Source organism: Streptomyces sp. DSM 116793, assembly GCF_057320905.1.
The window spans coordinates 2,413,426-2,434,166 of record NZ_CM170494.1; the positions used below are offsets into that span (position 1 = coordinate 2,413,426).

Annotated in this window: 14 protein-coding genes; 3 read left to right on the plus strand and 11 right to left on the minus strand. The window is 73.2% G+C overall.

Features of this window, described 5'->3' with window-relative positions; translation table 11 throughout:
• Nucleotides 1–286 precede the first annotated feature (286 nt).
• Nucleotides 287–967: a glycoside hydrolase family 11 protein gene (locus ACSMXW_RS09930; protein WP_485805323.1), complete on the plus strand. Its 681-nt coding sequence runs from the start codon at nucleotides 287–289 to the stop codon at nucleotides 965–967.
• A gap of 147 nt (nucleotides 968–1,114) precedes the next feature.
• Here ACSMXW_RS09930 and ACSMXW_RS09935 read toward each other — a convergent pair whose 3' ends face one another.
• The 4 genes from ACSMXW_RS09935 to ACSMXW_RS09950 form a co-directional block, all read right to left on the minus strand.
• On the minus strand, nucleotides 1,115–1,327 hold the full coding sequence (locus ACSMXW_RS09935) for a GNAT family N-acetyltransferase (protein ID WP_485805325.1): 213 nt from the start codon (nucleotides 1,325–1,327) through the stop codon (nucleotides 1,115–1,117).
• Nucleotides 1,225–1,569, minus strand: a complete 345-nt coding sequence (locus ACSMXW_RS09940; protein WP_485808594.1) for a hypothetical protein — start codon at nucleotides 1,567–1,569, stop codon at nucleotides 1,225–1,227. Before ACSMXW_RS09940 ends, ACSMXW_RS09935 begins: the two co-directional genes overlap by 103 nt.
• Before the next feature lie 338 nt (nucleotides 1,570–1,907).
• The gene (locus ACSMXW_RS09945; RefSeq protein WP_485805327.1) at nucleotides 1,908–2,768 is read right to left on the minus strand and encodes an NAD(P)H-dependent oxidoreductase; all 861 of its coding nucleotides are present in this window, start codon (nucleotides 2,766–2,768) and stop codon (nucleotides 1,908–1,910) included.
• Nucleotides 2,769–2,924: 156 nt separating this feature from the next.
• The gene (locus ACSMXW_RS09950) at nucleotides 2,925–3,332 is read right to left on the minus strand and encodes a VOC family protein (RefSeq protein WP_485807926.1); all 408 of its coding nucleotides are present in this window, start codon (nucleotides 3,330–3,332) and stop codon (nucleotides 2,925–2,927) included.
• A 1,539-nt stretch (nucleotides 3,333–4,871) separates the two neighbouring features.
• On the opposite strand from ACSMXW_RS09950, the gene ACSMXW_RS09955 reads away from it, so the two are divergent.
• Nucleotides 4,872–7,169 carry a lasso peptide biosynthesis PqqD family chaperone gene (locus ACSMXW_RS09955; RefSeq protein WP_485805329.1) on the plus strand — a complete coding sequence of 766 codons (2,298 nt, stop codon included), beginning with the start codon at nucleotides 4,872–4,874 and terminating at the stop codon, nucleotides 7,167–7,169.
• 428 nt (nucleotides 7,170–7,597) lie between these two features.
• On the opposite strand, the gene ACSMXW_RS09960 is transcribed toward ACSMXW_RS09955, so the two are convergent.
• The 7 genes from ACSMXW_RS09960 to ACSMXW_RS09990 form a co-directional block, all read right to left on the minus strand.
• Entirely contained in the window at nucleotides 7,598–8,923 is a 1,326-nt protein-coding gene (locus tag ACSMXW_RS09960) for an SGNH/GDSL hydrolase family protein (protein ID WP_485805331.1), read from the minus strand.
• A 234-nt stretch (nucleotides 8,924–9,157) separates the two neighbouring features.
• The gene (locus ACSMXW_RS09965; protein WP_485805332.1) at nucleotides 9,158–11,569 is read right to left on the minus strand and encodes a glycosyl hydrolase family 95 catalytic domain-containing protein; all 2,412 of its coding nucleotides are present in this window, start codon (nucleotides 11,567–11,569) and stop codon (nucleotides 9,158–9,160) included.
• Nucleotides 11,570–11,844: 275 nt separating this feature from the next.
• Entirely contained in the window at nucleotides 11,845–13,731 is a 1,887-nt protein-coding gene (locus ACSMXW_RS09970; protein WP_485805334.1) for an alpha-galactosidase D, read from the minus strand.
• Between the two features lie 127 nt (nucleotides 13,732–13,858).
• On the minus strand, nucleotides 13,859–14,782 hold the full coding sequence (locus ACSMXW_RS09975) for a carbohydrate ABC transporter permease (protein ID WP_485805336.1): 924 nt from the start codon (nucleotides 14,780–14,782) through the stop codon (nucleotides 13,859–13,861).
• Entirely contained in the window at nucleotides 14,779–15,753 is a 975-nt protein-coding gene (locus ACSMXW_RS09980; RefSeq protein ID WP_485805338.1) for a carbohydrate ABC transporter permease, read from the minus strand. The genes ACSMXW_RS09975 and ACSMXW_RS09980 overlap by 4 nt, the downstream gene beginning before the upstream one ends.
• Nucleotides 15,754–15,798: 45 nt before the next feature.
• Nucleotides 15,799–17,112, minus strand: coding sequence for an ABC transporter substrate-binding protein (locus tag ACSMXW_RS09985; RefSeq protein ID WP_485805340.1), 1,314 nt, complete (start codon nucleotides 17,110–17,112; stop codon nucleotides 15,799–15,801).
• A gap of 8 nt (nucleotides 17,113–17,120) precedes the next feature.
• Nucleotides 17,121–18,356, minus strand: a complete 1,236-nt coding sequence (locus ACSMXW_RS09990; protein WP_485805342.1) for an ROK family protein — start codon at nucleotides 18,354–18,356, stop codon at nucleotides 17,121–17,123.
• A 211-nt stretch (nucleotides 18,357–18,567) separates the two neighbouring features.
• On the opposite strand from ACSMXW_RS09990, the gene ACSMXW_RS09995 reads away from it, so the two are divergent.
• Nucleotides 18,568–20,697: an alpha-galactosidase gene (locus tag ACSMXW_RS09995; RefSeq protein WP_485805344.1), complete on the plus strand. Its 2,130-nt coding sequence runs from the start codon at nucleotides 18,568–18,570 to the stop codon at nucleotides 20,695–20,697.
• The last annotated feature ends 44 nt before the right edge of the window (nucleotides 20,698–20,741 follow it).

Below are 20,741 nucleotides of genomic sequence, written 5' to 3' on the forward strand. Positions count from 1 at the left end.
TCTTCCGCGGGGAGCCGACCGACAGACAGTTATCGCAACGCTTGCGAGAACAGTTGACAGGTCCATGATGATGGACCAACACTGTCGGCATCGGCAGACCGAACCGCTGTCGATCCGGGTCACGAGCCGCGACCTGGTCCTCCGGGCGTTGTCCGATCGGCGTCCGGCCAGCCCCGCCGCGTTGCAGGACGCCGACGCGCGGTCGGCGCCACCCCGGTCACCGGCGGTTCCGCCGGGTCGTATCACGCTGTCCGGCTCCCCCCGCCGGCCTTCATGAGGAGGAAGCATGTACGAGCACGACGCCCCCGCCCACGCCCTCAGCCGCAGGGGCCTCATCGGCGCCGGCGCCTTGGCGCTCACGTCCGCGGTGCTGCTGCCCGGCACCGCCCGCGCCGACACGACCATCACCACGAACCAGACCGGCACCAACAACGGCTACTACTACTCGTTCTGGACCGAGGGCAGTGGCTCTGTCTCCATGACCCTGAAGTCCGGGGGCAGCTACAGCACCTCGTGGAGCAACGCCGGGAACTTCGTGGCCGGCAAGGGCTGGAGCAACGGCGGGCGCAGGACCGTGAGCTACTCGGGCAGCTTCAGCCCGTCCGGCAACGGCTACCTGTCCCTCTACGGATGGACCTCGAACCCGCTCGTGGAGTACTACATCGTCGACAACTGGGGCAGCTACCGGCCCACGGGCACGTACAAGGGCACCGTCACCAGTGACGGCGGCACGTACGACGTCTACCAGACGATGCGGTACAACGCCCCGTCGGTCGAGGGCACCAAGACCTTCCCCCAGTTCTGGAGCGTCCGGCAGTCGAAGCGGACCGGCGGAACCATCACCACGGGCAACCACTTCGACGCGTGGTCCCGCTACGGGATGCAACTGGGCAGCTTCAGCTACTACATGATCCTCGCGACCGAGGGCTACCAGAGCAGCGGCAACTCCAACATCTCGGTGAGCTGACGAACGTCCCGTCCCCCACGAACGTCAGCGAGACGGACGTCACCTGTGGCGCGGCGGCCCCCGGGCTGCCGCGCCACGCCGCTCTCCACCGGGGCGGCCGCCTCCCCCTCGACGCCGTGGCCGTCGACGACGGTGAGCCCGCGGCCGTCAGGACCCCGGACGCGTCCCGAGGTCGTACCGGAAGACATGGGTCTCCCTGCGGACGAAGCCGGCCCTCTCGTACAGGCGGTGGGCGGCGGCGCGGCTCGGGCGTGAGGTCAGGTCCACCTGGCGGGCGCCAAGGGACTCGGCCAGGTCCAGCGCCCGGCGCACGAGGGCGAGGCCGACGCCCTGACCGCGCGCGGCCTCGTCGACCACCACGTCCTCGATGCGGGGGCGGTGACCCCAGTGGGCAGGACGACGACGACCAGGGTGAGCAGTCCGACCACGCCCTGGGGGGAGCGGGCCGCGAGGACGGTGTTCGAAGGGGTGGTGACCACGCGCTTGACGTGCTCCGCGGTCATGTCCGGAAGCACGTTGCCCAACTGCGGAAGGAGCCGTCGGAAGCCGTCCACGACGGCTTCGTCCGCATCCTCGACGATCTCGACGGTCGGCTCCGGCATGGCGTTCCTCCGGCATCGCTGGGCTGGCCTGCGCCGGGCGGGGTGTCGGCCGGAGTCGGAACCCCGGGGCAGGGCCCGTCCGGTGCGGGTCCGTCGCCCGAGCACGGCGTGAACGCGGACATGCTAGTGCGTGCATCCGGATCCCGCGGGCCATGGTGAACCGGGCGGGCTGCGTCAGGGGCGCCGCCGTACCCTCACGATCCGGGGGCTCTCTCATGCGCCGGGGGGCCTCGCAGTCCGGGCGCACCCTCATGGGGGCGGGCCCTCGCGTGCCGGGCCGGGTGGAATACGCGTCATCCTGTGTGCGCCGCCCGTGCTCGCCTCCGTCCGGGCGGCCCTCATGCCCGGTGCGCGTCCAGTCCGGTCCTGTCGGTGGCCACGTGCGGCAGCAGTACCATCTCGTCGTCGTAGTCGCCGCCGTTCTGCGTGCGGTAGGGGATGGGCGGCGTGGTCTCCGCGCCGGTGAGCCGTGCGCTCAGTTCCGCGACGGCGGACCGGTAGCCCGCGTCGGACAGGTGGTTCGCGTCGTGGATCGCGACGGGCGGCAGCACGGACATGCCCGTGTAGAAGAACGTGCCGTGCAGCAGCGGGAACAGCAGCTCTTCGAGGGAGCCGTCGATGCCGCGCGGCTGGTAGCCCGCGGCGGCGCCGCCGACCGTCACCACGGCGAGCGCCCGCTTGCCCGCGAGTCCGCCGGCGCCGTAGCGCAGGCTGCGCCCGGGCCGGTCCGGGTCCGGGATGCCGTAGGCGTAGCCCCGCACGAGAACCCGGTCGATCCACCCCTTGAGGATGGCGGGCACCCCGAACCACCACAGGGGGAACTGCGTCACGACGAGGTCGGCCCGGTCGAGCTTGGCCTGCTCGGCGCGGATGTCCGGGCTCAGCGCGCCCTCGTCGAGCGCACGCTGCGAGGCCTTGTCCACGCGCAGCCGCCCGCCGTCCGGGGCGTGGTCCGAGGTGCCGGCCGGGGTGGCGGGCGACCGGCCCGAGGTGCCGCCCGGTATGCCGGTGGACGCGCACTCCGACGAGCGGTCCGGGAAGTAGTCCCCCCGGTCGACCACCGGATTCCATTTCATCGCGTACAGGTCGGACACCTCGACGTGGTGACCGGCGCCGGTCAGCGCCGCCACCCCCGCACGGTGCAGGGATCCGTTCAGCGACCGGGCGTCGGGGTGAGCCAGAATCCAGAGCACGTTCATGGCACCCACTGTGCCCACGGACCCGTGCCGCGCGCCGCCGGCGCGAGGACAACATGCGCAAGGATCGGGCCACGGCCCGCGACGCACGGCGGTCCGGCCTCCCGCGCCACCGGGCGCGCCCCTCCTCGTGGCGGGACGCCCCGAGCCCGGGTGACGTCAGCGGGAGCGCAGCGGCTGGCCGATGCCGAGCATGTTGCCCTCGCTGTCGCGGAACCACGCGGCGCGTTCGCCCCGCGCACCGGTGGACGGGTAGTTGCCCGCGACCTCGGCGATGCCGTCGACGGTGGTGAGGCCGGGCACGTCCACGTCCTCGAAGACGACGCCGCGGCCGCGCAGTTCGCGGACGGCGGCATCGAGGTCGTCGACCTCGAAGGCCATCTGGGTGTGCCCGCCCGACGGTCCGCCGGCGGAGGCGAACAACGAGAAGCCGCCGCTCCCGCACGCGTACCGCAGGCCGCCGGGCCGTACCTCGACCGGGCGCAGGCCGAGCACGTCGGCGTAGAAGCGGCGGGCGCGTTCGAGATCCTGTGCGGGCAGCCGGGTGGCGACGGCGGCCGTCTCCAGGACGCCGAGCCCGGTGCGGGCGCGCCTGCCTGCGTGGTACGCCGGGGTGGCCTCGATGATCTGCAGGTGGTTGCCGTCCGGGTCGGCGACGGTGGCGAACCACAGGCCCGTCTGCGACCGGTACTCCAGCGGGGCGACCCAGGTCACGTCCAGGGAGTCGAGGTGGTCGACGGTGGCCTGCGCGTCGCGGACGTGCAGGTTGAGGACGATCCGGGCGGGCCCCTGGCTGCGCTCGGTGATGTCGTCGCGGCCGTCGATCAGGACGTCGACACCGCCGAAGCGGAGGAAGCCGTCGGCGTCCGCGCGGACGCGGAAGGCCCGTTCGTACCAGGCCCTGAGGCGGTCGGGGTCGGTGCTGGCCAGCAGGATGCTGCCGAGGACGGGGGCCGGGGTCCCGGTCACGGGGCCTCCTCTTCCGCGGTGGTGTACCTGGGCGTGCGGCGGTCGGGGTGCGCCCCGGGGCGCGGGCACCATGCTAGGTCCGGCCGGTCCGGCCGGCCGTCTGACGCGCGGGCACGGGTGCCCGGTGTGTCCCGCCCGGTGCGCGGGCGGCCGGAGGACGGCGGCGCTCACCCTGTGTGGTGGGAGCGGGTGCGAACGAGGGTGTGCGCCGGTGGTGTTCTGGGGCACTTTGGTCGAGAACGCACGCGCCAGAGCCACACGAGCACCGCTTAGTGGGGTTTCAGAACCGGTGTGACGGCCTGCCGTTTGTGTACCGACCGTGGTGGGGCAGAGCATCCGGCGACGGCACTGCCACCTGGCGGGCGCCGTGCCGCTCAGCCGCAGGCTCCGCCCGCACCGATCACGGGAGCACGTCGATGACCCAGCCACCACAGCAGCCGTACGCCCCGTACCCGCCGCGGCCGTACTCCCCCCGGGGCGGCCGGAGATCTGCCCGGGGCGGCCGGAGATCTGCCCGGTGCGCACCGAGTCCCCGCGCATCCGCACCTGATGGTCCTCAAAGGCCCGGGGCAGTCCCAACGTGACCACCTGGCCCCCGGTCGCCGTGCCGCGGCCCCCGGTCGCCGTGCCGTGGCCCCCGGTCGCCGTGCCGTGGCCGCGCGGGCCGGGCCGCCCCGCCACGGCGGCGCCGCGCTCGGCGCCCCGGTGCCGCGCTCGGCGCCCGGCCGTGCGCCGGCGGGCCCGGCCGGGTGGGCGGCCCCGTGCGGTGGGGACGTCGTGCACCGGATACCACGCCGTGGGTGGTTTGCCTCTCGATCCCGGTTCTCCGTGTGCCGGACGGGCATGTCCCCAGGATGCGGCCGTTCGGGGGCCCGTACGTCCGGCGGCGGGGCGGCGGGTGCGGTGGCGGACGCGCCGGCACGGCGAGGACGTCGGCCCGGGGCGGACAGGTGGCACGGGGCGGACAGCCGGCATGCGAGGGACGAGCGGCACGCGGGGCACCGGCGGCACGCGGGGCACCGGCGGCACACAGCACCCGAGCGGCACACAGCGGACAGGCAGCACACGGTGGACGAGCGGCACACAGCGGACAGGCGGCATGGGGAGAGGGGTCTCGGCTGATGGGTCCAGCACGCCATGGATGAGTGGTTCGTGGTCCTGCCGGACAGCGACCGTGCTCTGCCCGCGGCCCGCGCCCTGCTGCCGCGCGCGGAGGACATCGTCGAGCACGCCTCCAGGCGGCCCTGGCTGGTGGGCCACTGGCCGGACGGCCGGGTGACGGTCGCCGCGGCCGGTACGGCACGGGTGGCGGTGATCGGGTTCTGCCCCCTCTCCGCCGCGACGCTGAGCGGGCGGCTGGCCGGGGTGCGGTCGGTGGAGGACGCGGAGGCGGCGGTCGCCGGGGCGCCCGGCTGCTTCCACCTGGTCGCGTCGGTGGGTGGGCGGGTGCGGGTGCAGGGGTCGCTGGCCTCGGTGCGGCGGGTGGCGCACGCCCGGTTCCGGGGCACGGCGATCGCCGCGGACTCGCCGCACCTGCTCGCCCGGCTGACCGGCGCGGACTGGGACGCGTCCTGGCTCGCCCTGCGTCTCGCGCTGCGCACCGCACCGTTCCCGCTGCACGAGTCCACGCCCTGGCGCGGGGTGCGCGCGGTGGCCGGCGACCACTGGCTGGCCCTGGAGCCGGACGGCTCGGTGAGCGCCCGGCGCCGCTGGACGCCACCGGAGCCGGCGCTGCCGCTGGCCGAGGGCGCCTCCGCGGTGCGGGAGGCGCTCGCCGCGGCGGTGGCGGCCCGCACCGGTGACGGCGGCACGGTCAGCGTCGGCCTGTCCGGCGGCATCGACGACGCGAGCCTCGCCTTCCTGGCCGCCCGGGGACCGGCCGGCCTGGTCACCCACCGGTGGGCGGGGCACGGCACGGGCAGCGGCGGCGACCGGTACGCCGCGCTGGTGGCCGAGGCGCTGCCGGACGCCCGGCACCGGGTGGACCCGGTCGCGGCGCTCGCGCCGATGTTCGCGGGACTGGGCCCGCACGCGCCGCCCGCCGACCCCGACGAGCCGTTCGCCTGGGTGCGCGGCCGGGCCCGGCTCGGCGAGCTGGCCCGCGCCCTGGCTGCCGAGGGCTCCCGGGTGCACCTGGCGGGGCACGGCGGCGACGAGCTGTTCCGGCCGGGCCGTACGTATGTGCACGACCTGGTGCGGACGCGTCCGTGCACCGCCCTGCGGCACCTGCACGGCGCGCATGTGAGGGCCCGCGGGCCGTGGACGGGCACGCTGCGGGCGCTGGCCGACTGCCGCAGCCCGGCCCGTGAGGTGCGCGACCACGCCGCCGCCCTCACCGCGCCCAGGACCGGCGGACACCAGGCCGCCTTCACCTGGTCACCGCCGCCGCGGCTGCCCGCGTGGGCGACGGCGGACGCCGCGGACGCCGCCCGTGAGCTGCTGCTCGGCGCGGTCCGCGAGCCGGTGGCACCGCTCGCCGCCCAGCGCGCCCAGCACGAGGTGCTGCTGAGGGCGCGGGCGACGGGCGCCGCGGCCCGCCAGGCGGACCGGCTGACCAGCGCCGCGGGCGTACGGCTCACGCTGCCGTACCTGGACGACCAGGTGCTCGCCGCGGTGCTGGCCGTACGCCTGGAGAGCCGCTGCTCGCCATGGGAGTTCAAGCCGCTGCTCACGGCGGCGATGCGGGGCGCCGTCCCGGACGCGCTGCTCCGCCGTACGGCCGGGCACGAGCCGGGCGCCGGTCTCCTGGCGGACATGGACACCGACCCGTACGCCGACGACGACCCGTACGCCGACACCGACCCGTACGCCGCCCCGCCCACCGGCCCTTCCACGGGGCTGTCCGCCGGACTGCTGCGGCACCGCGCCGAGTTGCTGGCGCTGTTCGACGGCTCGGAGCTGGCGCGGCACGGCCTGGTCGACGACGCGGCGGTGCGGCAGGCACTGCTCCGCCCGGACGCCGGCCTCATGACACCGACGGACCTGGACGCCACGCTGGCCTGCGAGAGCTGGCTGCGCGCCGTCGCCGCCGAACAGCGCGCCCAAGCACCCACCGGGCGGCGCCCCGACGCCCTGCGTTCCGGCGTCCCGCGGCCGGCCGCCACCGTCGGCCGCCCGCCGCGCCACGGCACCCGGGCGGCCACCGCGGCCACCGCTCCCCTCACCCTGCACCCGCACGTCAGCGCGGTGCCCACCGTGGGCGGCATGGTGCTGTGGGACCGGGCGACCGGCCGGTACTGGCAGCTCAACGCCAGCGCGGCGCTGGTGGTGCGGACGCTGCTCGACGGCGCGAACGCCGAGGAGGCCGCCGGCCACCTGGCCGCCACCCACCCACCCGCCGCCGCGCACGCCAAGCAGGACGTGGCGGTCCTGCTGGCCCAGCTGCACAGCGCCGAACTGGCCCTGCCGACCGCGGCCGCCGAGTACCGGCCCTGAGCCGCCGCGGCACCGCGCCCAAGCGGCGGCAGGGCAGGGCATACGACTGGTCGTATCCCAGGGCCGTCGGGCCGGCGCCATGGCGGGCGACACCGTGCGCGCCGCCCGGAAGCCGGCGTTCACGAGGGGCATGAGGCGGCCCCGAGGCCCGGGCCGTGAACGCCGCGGCCCGCGAGCACTGCGCGGTGGCGGAGACCGCGTACATCCCCTACCGGCCACCGCCGTTCACCCGCCCGTTCGATCTGACGCGGCAGGCCCCCCGGTGGCGCCGGCACCGTCGCCCGCCCGCCGGCACGGGACGGCGGACGGGCGTCGGTGAGCGGGTGCCGGCCGGGCGTGTCGGCCGGCACCCGCTCGCCGGGGCCGTGGGCGTCACCGCCCACCGGGTACCGGGCCCAACGGGCCCCGGGACCTGCGGCCGCCGCGCGTCAGGGGTGCAGCAGCCGCAGGTCGATCGCGTCGGCCATGACCTGCATGCCGGCGTCGTTGGGGTGGATGTGGTCGCCCGCGTCGTAGGCGGGGTCGAGCGCCGTCGGGTGCGCGGGGTCGCGCATGGCGCGGTCGAAGTCGATGACGCCGTCGAAGGCGCCCGAGGTGCGGATCCAGTGGTTGACGTCCTGCCGGATCGCCTCGGCCGCGGGCGTGTAGTACCCGTTGCCCTCGTCGGGCATCAGGGTGGCGCCGATGACGCGGACGTGCGCCGCGTGCGCCGCATGGATCAGGGTGCGGTAGCCGGCCACGAGGTCCTGGGCGGTCAGCGGCGCGCCGTTCGGTCCCGCGTTGTTGCCGATGTCGTTGATGCCCTCGAAGAGGATCACGTCCTTGACGCCCGGCTGGCCGAGCGCGTCGTGGCCGAAGCGCTTGAGCGCGCTGACGCCCTGCCAGAGGTTGGGCACGTCGGTGAGCACGCGGTTGCCGCCGATCCCGGCGTCCACCACGCTCAGCCGCTGCGGTCCCGGAGCGGCGCCGAGCCGGCGTCCGAGGAAGTCGGGCCAGCGGGTGTAGGTTCCGGTGGAGGAGTGGTAGCCGTCCGTGATCGAGTCGCCGAAGGCGACGACGGTGCCCTTCGCGGTCGGCGAGACGACGTCCAGGCCCGCCAGGTAGTACCAGGACGTGGAGGTGGTCCCGAACGCGGCGGCGCCCTCGTCGCCGGCGTGGTTCCCGGCGGCGGTGTACGTGGTGTCGAAGGCGTCGGAGTGCCAGGTGGACGCGCCCGTCGCATGGGGCACGTAGAGGCTGACGAGCAGGTTCTCGCCGGCGCTCACCGTGATCGGGACGGGGTCGCTGACCGCCTCCGCGCCCGCCGGGATCGTGAACCGCTCCGCGTGGCCGAAGGTGACGGTACGGGTGGTGCCCTGCTCCGCCTCTCCCCCGCCGCGCTGGACGGCCATGGTCACCGCGCCGACGTCGAGCGGGGTGTCGCTGTAGCGGTTGGAGAGGGTGATGCGGACGTCGGAGCCGGCGACACTGCTGTGCGCCACCATCCGGATGGTCTGGTCGGCGAAGGCGGGGCCCGCGGTGGTCATGCTGGGCGACCAGGCGCTGACCCGGGTGCCGTGGGTGGGGGACGCCGTCCCGGTGCCCGCCCCCCGCACGGTGTCCGGCGCCGCGTGGGCGGTGCCCGGCGGCACCACCGCCAGGGCCGTGCCGGCCAGCGCGCCGGCCACGGCCAGGAGCAGGGCGCTGCGGCGGGCCCGGCGCATGAGCGCGGGGCGTCTCTTCAGGGGCGCGGGGCGTCTCTTCTCGTGGGACATCGTCGTTCTCCACTCCTCTTCGTCGCGTCTTCGTTGTCGCGCGCAGCGGGCCACGCCCGCCGTGCAGGGTGAATTGCCGCGGGGGTACCGGTGAGGGAGCCGGCCGGGTGGCCGGGGGTGCGCCGGCCACCCGGCCAGGAAGTGCGCCGGCCGGGTGGCCGGGAAGTGCCGATTGAGCAGCCGGGGTGCGCCGGCCGGCCCGGCGCGCCGGAGCGAGCGCCGGGCCGGGGCGGCTCAGGGGTGGCGGAGCGTGACCGACCCGCCGGGCCTGACGGTGACCTGGTGGGACCTGCCGCCGGCCACGACGGTCGTGCTCCGGCCGCCGACGCTCCTCAGCGTCACCTCGGTGACCTTGCCGTCCCGCCAGCTCAGGTCGGCGACGAAGCCGCCGCGCACGCCCACGCCGGACACCGATCCGGACGCCGCCCAGGCGGCGGGCAGCGCGGGGAGCAGTTCGACGTGCCCGGGGCGCGAGTAGAGCAGCATCTCGGCGACGGCGGACGGGGTGCCGAAGTTGGCGTCGATCTGGAAGATGCCGCGGCCCGGCTCGGTCTCGTAGATGTCGAAGAGGTTCATCGCGCTGCCGTTGCCGCCGTTCACGGACGGCTTCAGGTTGGTGACGACGAGCCGGTAGGCCTTGTCGGCGTCCTTCAGGCGGGCCCAGCACAGGCTGCGCCAGGCGTTGGCCCAGCCGAAGTTGTCCATGCCGCGGGCGGTGAGCAGGGCCGTGGCACCGTCGACGATGTCCTTCGGCGTCGAGCCGTCCGGGCGGATCCGGTCGCCGGGGAAGAGGCCGAAGAGCGGCGAGAGGTGCCGGTGTGTGGTCTCGCCGAGGTTGTCCGGCGACATCCACTCCTCCAGCCAGCCGGTCTTGGGGCTGACCACGGGCAGGTAGAGGCGGGCGCGCAGGCCGTCGACCGTCTTCCGGTGGTCGGCGTCGCGGCCGAGCACCTCGGTGGCGGTGTGGTAGTTGCCGAAGAGGTTCCAGACCAGTTCCTGGGCGTAGGTGATGCCCTTCGCGTCCTGGGGGCCCTGCTCGGGCGACCAGTCGCTGTCGTCGATCAGCACTTCGCGGGAGGCGCCGGACGCGTCGGTGACGGTCGTGGTGACGAGGCGGGCCTCCCAGAACTCCACGGCGCCCTTGAGGAGGGGGAAGATCTTCTCCAGGTAGCCGCGGTCCTGGGTGTACTCCCAGTGCTCGAACAGGCTCTGGCAGAGCCAGGCGTTGGCGGCCGGGTGCCACCACCAGCCGGAGCCGCCGTAGGGGTTGGTGGAGAAGGCGACGGCCCAGCCGGCCACCTTGCCGCTGGAGTTGCGGTACCGGTTGGTGGGGGTGTTGAAGAGCCGCCGGGTGACGTCCGTCCAGGAGGACAGCTGGGCGAGGCAGTAGTCCGCGAGCGCGTCGAAGCACGCGGACAGGCCCGCCCGGTCGGCCATCCAGTAGTTCATCTGGATGTTGATGTCGGTGTGGTAGTCGCCCATCCAGTCCGGGTCGTTGCCGTCCAGCCACACGGACTGCAGGCCCATCGGCAGGACCCCGCGCGATCCGGAGATCATCAGGTAGCGGCCGAACTGCACATAGCCGGCCTCCAGCTCCGGGTCGGGAACGTCGTCCCGGTAGCGGGCCTGGAGCCGCTCCCAGGTGTCCAGGGCACGCTGGTCGGCCGAGGAGCCGCCGAGGTCGAGGGCGAACTGTTCGAACACCGGGCGGAAGTCGGCGACATGGGTGTACAGCAGGGCCGTCGCCGAGTGCGCCGCCGCGTCCTGGACCTTGGTGCGGGCCAGCCGCTCCGGGTCCACGGCCGGGTCCCGGAACCCGGCGGCGGCGTCGGGCGCGTAGTCGGTGCCGCCGCTGACGACGACGGTGAGGTCCCGGCAGCCGCTGAACGTGATCGACGTCCCGGACACGGAGACCTTGCCGGTGCTGCTGCGTGCGGTGACGGCGGCACCGTACTTCAGGCCGTTGCCGAGCGCGGCGCCGAAGGACGCGTACCCTCCGGCACCGCTCGCCGTGGTGGTCTCGCCGTGCGTGCCGGCGAGGGAGACGGTGCCGGTGTAGACGCCGCCGCCGCGCTGGCCGAAGTGCAGCACGATGACGTCGTCGGGCCTGCTGGCGAAGATCTGCCGTTCGTACGTGACGCCGTCCAGCCGGTACGAGGCGGTGACCAGGCCCTGGGCCATGTCGAGGGTGCGCCGGTAGCCGTCGACGGCGCCGAGGTCGTGGCCCTCGATGTCGACGGTGAGCTTCGCCAGCAGGGTGAGGGAGCCGAAGTCGTCGCGGCCGTAGGGGAACTGGCCGTCGGCGTCCAGGGTGTCGTTGAGGCCGCCGGTCCACAGCGCCGCGTCGGTGATCATCAGCAGTTCGCCGGCGGGATCGTTGCTCGCGAGCGCGCCGAGGCGGCCGTTCCCGACCGGCAGGCCCTGCTGGATCATCGAGCCCGGTGAGCCGGGGGCCTGCCACCACAGGCGGTTGGGTGCCGCGTCGGCGTCGGACAGCAGCGGGGACTCGGCCGGGCGGCGCGGGGCCGCCGAGGCGGTGAAGGCGGGCAGGCCCAGCGCGGTAACCGCGCCGGCCGCGGCGGCCAGCGCGAGGAAGCCTCTGCGGCTGGGCCGGTTGCCTGGTACGTCGGTGTGCGGGATGTCCACGGTGACACTCCATGTCGGGGGGGGACGGCGTGTTCGGGAAGAGAATGCGGGGCTGCGCCCCGGCTCCCCAAGGGGCGCGGGGAACTGCGCGAGCAACCCCCACCGGCCGGTGGTCCGGCTGCGACAGACACTGCCCCTCCGGGACGGTGGCGACCTGCGGGTCTCCTGTGGCTGGTCGCTCCCGCACTGCCTGGAGGGCGTTGTCCGCGCCGCCAGTTCCCCGCGCCCCTTCAGGGTGGGGCTGCGCACCGGCAGGGGCGCGGGGCGACGAGCTGTCAGACGGTGCGCGGCACGTCGATGCGGTCGATGTCGGGCGCGTATCCGCTGCCGCTGTCGAAGGTGATGGTGTTGGTGCCCTTCTTCAGCGCGAGCTGGACACCGACCGTGTCGGTCGTGCCCCAGTCGCCGGTGGCGGGGAAGGGCAGGCTGCTGCCGTGCCCACCGTTCGAGGACACGGTCACCGAGCGGGGGTCACCGCTGATGTAGCGGACGCTCACGGTGTAGATCCCGTCCTTGTCCACCGTGACGCCGTTGAACCGCAGCGCGCCGCCGGTGTACAGGTTGCCGACCTTCTTGCCGCCGGAGCAGGCGTCGCAGTCGGCGACGGAGGCGTTGCCGGTGAGCGTGTTGGCGGTCGCCTCGGCCTCGTAGCCGGTGGTGACGAGCCGGGAGCCGCCGGGGCGCACGGTGAACAGCCGCGAGCCGTGTGCGGGCAGCGCCTCGGTGATGGCGTCCTTGTGGGTGCCGAGGCTCTCCTTGTTCCACAGGTCGCGCACGGTGGCGTTGCCGGTGAAGCCGAGGGCCGCCCAGTGGGCGGTGACGGACGCCGGGGCGGAGCCGAGGTTGAACAGGGCGACCGTGTAGCTGCCGTCGGTGTTCCTGGTGGCCCAGACCTGCTGGTCGCCGACGGGGGTGACGGGGCGTGCCACGGGCGCGTCGCTCTGGTCGACGGCGATGACCTCGCGGTTGGTGAGCAGCGAGAGCCCGTAGTCGTCGAGCCGGGTGATGTCGTCACCGGTGAACAGCGGCGACTTGTTGATGGCCCACAGGGTCATGTAGCTCTGCCGCTCGGCCTTGGTGATGCCGTCCATCTCACCGTTGCCGACGTCGATGGCGTCCAGGTCGTTCCAGCCGCCGGGGCCCGCCTCGTGGGTCCACGCCGGGGCGTCGTTCCACCGATCGTTGACGGAGTTCTCCCAGCTGACGAGCGTGTCGCAGTAGCACTCGACGTCCGTGTCGATGCGCCAGCCGTTGGAGTACTTCTGCCAGTCGGCGGCGTGGCCGATGTCGAGGGACCAGGAGAGTTCGAGGTGGATGGGGCGCCCGGTGGCCGCGATCGCCTTGTGCCAGGCGGCGACGTCGGGGACGTTGTCGTAGTTGTCGCCGGTCTTGAACGAGCCCGGGCCCACGCCGTCCAGCTTGAGGAAGTCATAGCCCCAGTCGGCGAACAGCTGCGCCTGGGAGTCGATGTACTTCTGCGCGCAGGGGCGGGAGAAGTCCAGCTTGTAGGCGCTGTCCCAGCCGTTGGTGGTGCGCAGGTCGGGGTAGACGATGTCGGCGGTGGTGCAGTCGGTGGTGCCCCAGATGGGGGCCTTGCCGTCGGCGTAGCCCTCCTTCTCCAGGCCGACGGGCAGGTAGATGCCGGCCTTGAGGCCCTTGGCGTGGATGTGGTCGGCCACCGACTTCATGCCGTGCGGGAAGCGGACCGGGTCGGGCGTCTGGCGTGCGTACTTGTCGAACTCCGGCTTCCAGGTGTTGTCGCGCCACCAGCCGGCGTCGATGTTGACGTAGTCGTAGCCGTAGGGCTTCAGCCTGGCGGCGAGGGCGTCGGTCTGCTTCAGGACGTTGGCCTCGGTGAGGTAGCTGTAGTCGCCGTCCGGGTTGAGGCCCGGGTACTTGGACGACTGCATGCTCCAGCTGGACCAGCCCATGTAGGGCTTGGCCGCGAGGGTGGGGGCGGTCGCGGCGGTGCCCGCGGGCCGGGCGGTGGCCGGGGCGGTGTGGGCGGCCGGGGTGGCGGCCGGGGCCCCGGTGGCAGCGCCGGCGGTGGGCGCGGCGGCCGCCAGTGCGGCGGTGACGGCCAGCACCAGCACGGATCTGAGGGAGCGGCGCGCCGGGCGGGCGGGCGCGGCGCCCGGCGTCGGGTTCGAGGGTGACCGCATGGGCCGGACCTCCTGTTGTCGGATCGCGAGGGGACAGCGCGGTGGAACCGGGCAGGGGACGTGCGTTCCTTGACGCCGGGGGGCCGGCCGGTCGGGGGGCGACCGTCGGGACGTCGGGGGTGGCGGCTCAGCCCTTACCGGAGCCGATGGTGAGCCCGCTGATGAACTGGCGCTGGAGCGCGAAGTAGACCAGCAGGGTGGGGATCGCGGTCATGAGGGCGCCGGCCGCGATCAGGTTGGGGTTGGTGAAGTACTGGCCCTGGAGGTTGGCCAGGGCCGAGGTGATCGGACGCTTGTCGCCGGTCTGGATGAGGACGAGGGACCAGAAGAAGTCGTTGTAGATCCAGATGGACTCCAGGGTCGCGAGCGCCGCGAACGCCGGCCGGCACAGCGGCAGCACGATCTGGAGGAACTGGCGCCAGACGGGGGCGCCGTCGACGCGGGAGGCTTCGAAGATCTCCTTCGGAATCGTCTTCATGTAGTTGCTCAGCACGAAGGTGCAGAAGCCGCACTGGTAGGCGATGTGGATGAAGATGATGCCCCACAGCGAGTTGTAGACGAGCAGCGAGTCGCTCATCCACGCGGGCAGGGGCAGCAGCAGGTAGAGCTTGTACAGCGGGGTGATCAGCACCTGGGCGGGGATCAGGTTGCCCGCGGTGAACAGCATGAGCAGCGCGACGTTCCACCGGAAGTCGAACCGCGAGACGAAGAACGCCACCGCCGAGGCGAACAGCAGCGTGCCGAGCACCGCGGGCACGGTGATGAGCACCGAGTTCCAGAAGAAGTGCGGCATCCCGGACTGGTTCCAGGCGTCCGAGAAGTTCCCGAAGCTGATGCTGTGCGGCCAGGACAGGTAGCCGTGCCTGGTGGTGTCGGAGTAGGGCCGCAGGGAGGTGTAGACCGCCCACAGCAGCGGGACGAGCCACAGCAGCGCGATGCCGCCGAGCATCAGGTGCCGCCCGGTCTGCCGCCGGGGCCGGTTCGGGGCGGCCGCCGGCGCGGCCAGCGGGGCGCGTGACCGGGAGGCCGGCGGGGAGGCGGTCGCGGTCACTGGTCCTCCTTGCGGAAGGTCGTCACGAGGAAGGTCCCGATCGCGGCGAGGGAGACCAGCAGCAGGATCACCGCGAGGGCGGAGCCGTACCCGATGTGGCTGGACTCGCCGATGATGTTGTCGCTGATGAGCAGGGAGAGCAGCTCCATGCCGGGTTTGCTGCCGGTGCCGCCGCCGAGCACGTAGACGATGTCGAAGGCGCGCAGCGACTCCATGACGGTGACGACCAGGATGATGATGTTGACGGGTTTCATGGCCGGCAGCACCACACGGAGGAACGTCTGGCGTCCGTTGGCGCCGTCCAGCGCGGCGGCCTCCTTCAGGGCGGGGTCGAAGCCCTTCAGGCCGGCCAGGTAGAGGATCATGATGTAGCCGGTGTGCCGCCAGCCGGACGCGACGAGGACGGCCCACAGGTTGAGGTGCGGGTTGCCCAGCCAGTCGATGTGGTGCCCGGACGAGACGGCGCCGATGACACCGTTCAGCAGGCCGGTGTCGGGGTTGTAGATGATCTCCCAGATGAAGCCGACGACCGCCAGGGAGAGCACCATCGGCATGAAGATCGCGGTCTGGTAGATCCGGGTGAAGCGGATCTTCCGGTCGAGCTGGTAGGCGAGGAAGACCCCGAACGGGGTGGGCAGCAGGGCCGTGAACAGCAGCCAGAGCACGTTGTGCCGCACGGCCGGCCAGAACGGCGGGTAGTTGGTGAAGATCTGCTGGTAGTTGCCGAACCCGACCCAGTGGATGTCGGAGAGCGTGAGGCCGTCCCAGCTGGTGAAGGACAGGCCGACGGAGGCCAGCGCCGGCAGCCACACGAAGACCAGCAGGGCGAGCAGCGGGATGCCGACGACGACCGTCAGGAAGAGGCGGTCACCAGGACCGAGGCTGCGCTGACGAGAGGGGCGGAAGCGTGCGCGCGAGGAGGACCGGGGCGCGGTGTCCGGGGACCGGGGCGCGGGGCGCACGGATGACATGGTGGACCTCTTAAGGTGGTGTCGGGCGCGGTGCCGGCCGTGCCGTCAGGCCGTGAAGAAGTGCGAGCGCTGCGACTCGATCTTCTTCAGCAGGGCCGAGCCGTCGTCGGGGTGGTTCAGCCACTCGGCGAAGCCGGGCTCGATCACCGTGGAGATGAATCCGGGGTCGCTGTCGCGGTCCGCGAACTGGGTGAGGTGCTTGGCGCCGGCGATCAGCGCGGCTGACTTCTTCTGCAGCGCGTTGTACGAGCCGGTGTCGGCACCGGTGTTGACGGCGACGTTGCTGGGGTCGACGCCCCCGTAGAGGTTCTCGGCCTTGGCACTGCCGAGGAACTCCAGGAACTTCCTGGCGCCGTCGGGGTTCTTCGGCCCCCGGCTGAGCATGAAGCCGTCCGTGGGCGCCTCGACCGTGTCCTGGCCGTACGCGGAGTCGATCTCCGGGAACGGGAAGAAGTCGATGTCGGAGCGGAGCGACTCGTCGGTGATCTGCTGGCCCAGGAAGAGGCCGATGATCGCCATGCCGGACTTCTTGTCGAGCAGCGACTGCGCGGCGTCCTGCCAGGAGCGGCCCGCCGCGCCCGTCTGGTAGTACGGGGCGATCTCGCGCCACAGGTCGATGGTGCGGGCGGCCCGCTTGTCGGTCCAGGAGACCTTGCCGCGCATCAGCGACATGTGGAAGTCGTAGCCGTTGGCGCGGAGGTTGAGGTAGTCGAAGGCACCGAGGATGCTCCAGCTGTCGCCGCCGCCGTAGCCGGAGGCGATCGGGGAGAGCCCGTCCTTCTTCATCCGCTTGGCGAGCGCCGTGAACTGGCTCCAGTTCCGCGGGATCTCGTAGCCGTACTTCTGGAACACGCTCTTCCGGTAGAAGACCGCCCAGGGGTAGTTGTACAGCGGCACGAAGTAGTACTTGCCGTCCTCGCCCTTGGAGAGCTGCTTGGTGGCGTCCCCGAAGCCGGCGCCTATCTTCTCCCAGACGTCGTCGATGGGGGTGGCGAGGCCCTTCTTGGCGAAGTACTGCATGCGGTAGCCGGCGAACCAGGTGAAGACGTCGTCCGGGGTGCCCTGGAGGTAGGTGGAGATGCTCTTCTGGAACGTGTCGTGGTCGACGGTGTTCGTCTTGACGGTGAGCTTGCTGCTCTTGTGGAAGGCGGCGGTGAGGGCGGCGTAGGCCTTCTTCGGGGTGGCGTCCGCGCCGTTCGACCCGAACGTCACCGTCTTCGGGTCGGCCGCCGCCCCCGAGCCGCAGGCGGCGAGGGCGGGCGTGGCCAGGGCGGCGGCACAGGCGCCCAGCAGCCCCTGGACCACCTTTCTGCGGCTGGCACCTGTGGCGGCCTTGGGGGTGCGGCTCTGCAGCGTCATCGCTACTCCTAGTACGTGTCTGTTCCGATGAAGGACTGGATCGCGGTGGCCGCGGCCCCGCGCGCCCACTCCTCGAAGGGCAGCGGACGCGTCATCACGTCGCACTGCGCGGCGGCGCCGAATGCGGACGCCGCCAGGGCGTCGCGGATGCCCTCGGCGAACAGGTCGTAGGCGGCCAGGCCCTCGCCGGAGATGATCACCCGTTCCGGGCCGAGGACGTTGACCACGGAACCGATGGCCCTGCCGATGGCCTCACCGGCCCGGGCGTAGACGTCCCGGGCGCCGGGGTCGCCGCGGTGCGCCAGCTCCAGCGCCTCGGCGGCGGTGGCCACGGGCAGTCCGGTGGCCTCGCGGACCCGGCGGAGGATGGCCGGGTCCGCCGCGATCGCCTCCACGCAGCCGTTGTTGCCGCAGTGGCAGGGCGGGCCGAGCGGGTCGATGGACAGGTGCCCGATCTCGCCGGCCACGCCGTGCGCGCCCGACACCACCCGGCCGTGCACCACCAGGCCGCAGCCGATGCCGGCGCCCACGGTCACCAGGGCGAAGTCGGAGAACCCGACGCCAGCGCCGAACCACTGCTCGGCGACCGTGAGGGCCCGTACGTCGTTGTCGACCGTGACCGGCAGCCCGGTGGCGGTCTCCATGATCTCGGCGAGCGCGATGTCCCGCCACTCCAGGAAGGGCGAGTAGCGGACGACGCCGTGCGCGCGGTCCACGTCACCGGAGACCGCGATGCCGAGCCCCTGCACCCGGACACCGAACCCGTCGGCCTCCGTCAGGAGTTCCTGCACCAGCGCGGTGAGCGGCGGCAGCACCGCCTCCGGGGCGCGGCCGGTGAGCCGCACGTGCCGGGCGACCCGGATGCGGCAGCACAGGTCGGCCAGGACGGCGATGATCTCGTCCCCCGTCACCTTGATCCCGATGAACAGCGCCCGGCCCCCGTCCACCCGGACCCGGTTGGCCGGGCGGCCCAGCACGGGCCGCGACGCACCGCCCGGCACCCCGCTGCCCGGTGCTCCGCCGGTCGCTGCTCCGCCGATCGGCGCCCCGTCGTCCGCGCCCTCGACCAGGTAACCGACCTCAAGCAGCGGGCGGACCGCCTTGGTGACCGCGGCCGCGGACAGCGCGGTCCGCCGCCCGATCTCGGCCCGGGTGAGCGGACCGTGCGAGAGGAGGGTGGTGAAGACGAGGGAAGCGGCCGGCGTCGTCGCCGGGACCGCCTCGCGAGGAGGCGTCGAACGCATGGCCGGAAACATAGGGTTGTTCTTTTCTGCTGTCAATGAAAGAAGCAAGTCCCTTCCGAAGAACCTTGCATGGTCCCGCTACACCTGTATTTGCCAGAGCACAGCGTGGTATTGACAGCCGATCGAAGGGACGCTTGGCTGCTCCCTGCCGCTTCCCACCTGCTCGTGTGGCGCTGACCGAACGCTCCCCACGCTCCGAACGCGAGGATCAATGTCTGCGATCTCCTTCGACCCGGCCCGCGGGGTCTGGCTGCTCTCCACCGCGCGCACCTCGTACGCGCTGCGGATCGACGACACGGGAGCGCCCTGCCACCTCGGCTGGGGGCCGCGGCTGAGCCTCGCGGCGGCCGGGGAGCTGGTGACGCCGCCGGCCGGGGAGATCAGCAGCTTCGAGGGGCGCCCGGCGGCCGGCGAGGAACTGCCCGTGGACGGCGGCGCCCGGTACGGGGCGCCGTCCCTGCGGGTGCGGTTCGCGGACGGCACCCGGGCCTTCGAGTGGCGGCCGGTCGGCCACAGGACCACGGAGCCGGCGCCCGGAACGGCCGAGCTGGCCCTGGAGTTCCGCGACCGCCACTACCCGCTGGACGTCACCCTGCACTACCGCGTGCACGCCGGCACCGACGTCATCGAGCGCTGGACCGTGCTGCGCAACACCGGGCAGGAGCCGCTGACCCTGCTGCGCGCGGACTCGGCCGCCTGGACGCTGCCGCCCCGCGACGACTACCGGCTCAGCCACGTGACGGGCCGCTGGTCGGCGGAGGGACTGCTGCACCGGGAGCCGGTCCCGCACGGCGAGACGGTGCTCACCAGCCGTCGCGGCATCACCAGCCACCACGCGAGCCCCTGGGTGATGCTGGACGCGGGCGACGCCACCGAGGACCGCGGCGAGGTGTGGAGCGCGGCCCTGGCCTGGAGCGGAAGCTGGGGGATCACCGTGCAGCGCACCCCCGACGGGCGGACCGCGTTCACCGGCGGCGCCGGGCACGACGGGGTGTCCCTGCCGCTCGGCCCCGGCGAGGAGCACACGACACCGCGGTTCGCGGGCGTCTTCACCGACGGCGGCTTCGGCGCGGCGAGCCGCGCCTGGCACGCGTACGTCCGCGCGCACGTGCTGCCGCACCCGGACGAGCTGCGGCCCGTGCTCTTCAACTCCTGGGAGGCCACCGGCTTCGAGGTGAGCGAGGCGGGCCAGAAGGCGCTCGCGCAGCGGGCCGCGGAGCTGGGGGTGGAGCTGTACGTCGTGGACGACGGCTGGTTCGGCGCCCGTCGCGACGACACCGCGGGCCTCGGTGACTGGACGCCGGCCGAGAAGGGCTTCCCGAACGGACTCACCCCGCTGATCGAGGAGGTGCACCGGCTCGGCATGCGCTTCGGGCTGTGGGTGGAGCCCGAGATGGTCAACCCGGACAGCGACCTGTACCGCGCGCACCCGGACTGGGTCCTGCACTTCCCGCACCGCACCCGCACCGAGCTGCGCAACCAGCTCGTGCTCAACTTCGCCCGCGACGACGTCGCCGAGTGGGCGTACGGCTGGCTGACCCGGCTGGTCGCCGAGAACGGCGTCGACTTCCTCAAGTGGGACATGAACCGCGCCTTCAGCGAGGCCGGCTGGCCCGGCCGCGAGGGCGGCCACGACCTGCTGTGGACGCGGTACGTGCGGAACCTGCACCGCGTCATCGACCGGTTGCGCGCGGACCATCCGGCGCTGCGCATCGAGGCGTGCAGCGGCGGTGGCGGGCGCGTCGACCTCGCCATGCTCGCCCGCACCGACCAGGCCTGGCCCTCCGACAACACGGACGCCGCGGACCGGGTCTCCATCCAGCACGGCTACGCGCAGGTCCACCCGGCCGGCACGATGGCAGCCTGGGTGACGGACGTGCCCAACCAGCTCACCGGCCGCTCGGTCCCGCTGCGCTACCGCTTCCACGTGGCCATGGCGGGCGTCCTGGCGCTCGGCGGCGACCTGGCGCGCTGGACGCCCGAGGAGTGCGCCGAGGCCGCCGGTCTCGTGGCGGAGTACAAGAAGGTCCGGCACATCGTCCAGCACGGCGCCCTGCACCGGCTGCGCGGGCCCGGGGACGACGGCCCGACCGCGGTGCAGTACGTCACCGCCGACGCGCGGGAGGCCTTCGTGCTGGTCTGGCAGCGCGCACCCCGCCACGGCACCCCGCGCCCCGCCCTCCGCCTGGCCGGCCTCGACCCCACCGCCCGCTACCGCGACACCCGCACGGGCACGGTGCACCACGCGTCCGTGCTCATGGGGTACGGCATCACCCCGGACCTGCCGCACGGGGACTGGGCCAGTGCCTCGCTGCACCTGGTGAGGGCGGAGGAGGGGTAAGCGTTCCCCGAAAACCCAACAGCACTTACATAAGTACTGTTACG

Bases quoted from the DNA above. Each gene is read 5' to 3' on its own strand.
- ACSMXW_RS09930 (WP_485805323.1), top strand. From the start codon at position 287: ATGTACGAGCACGACGCCCCCGCCCACGCCCTCAGCCGCAGGGGCCTC.
- ACSMXW_RS09940 (WP_485808594.1), bottom strand. From the start codon at position 1,569: ATGCCGGAGCCGACCGTCGAGATCGTCGAGGATGCGGACGAAGCCGTC.
- ACSMXW_RS09945 (WP_485805327.1), bottom strand. From the start codon at position 2,768: ATGAACGTGCTCTGGATTCTGGCTCACCCCGACGCCCGGTCGCTGAAC.
- ACSMXW_RS09955 (WP_485805329.1), top strand. From the start codon at position 4,872: ATGGATGAGTGGTTCGTGGTCCTGCCGGACAGCGACCGTGCTCTGCCC.
- ACSMXW_RS09960 (WP_485805331.1), bottom strand. From the start codon at position 8,923: ATGTCCCACGAGAAGAGACGCCCCGCGCCCCTGAAGAGACGCCCCGCG.
- ACSMXW_RS09970 (WP_485805334.1), bottom strand. From the start codon at position 13,731: ATGCGGTCACCCTCGAACCCGACGCCGGGCGCCGCGCCCGCCCGCCCG.
- ACSMXW_RS09980 (WP_485805338.1), bottom strand. From the start codon at position 15,753: ATGTCATCCGTGCGCCCCGCGCCCCGGTCCCCGGACACCGCGCCCCGG.
- ACSMXW_RS09985 (WP_485805340.1), bottom strand. From the start codon at position 17,112: ATGACGCTGCAGAGCCGCACCCCCAAGGCCGCCACAGGTGCCAGCCGC.
- ACSMXW_RS09990 (WP_485805342.1), bottom strand. From the start codon at position 18,356: ATGCGTTCGACGCCTCCTCGCGAGGCGGTCCCGGCGACGACGCCGGCC.
- ACSMXW_RS09995 (WP_485805344.1), top strand. From the start codon at position 18,568: ATGTCTGCGATCTCCTTCGACCCGGCCCGCGGGGTCTGGCTGCTCTCC.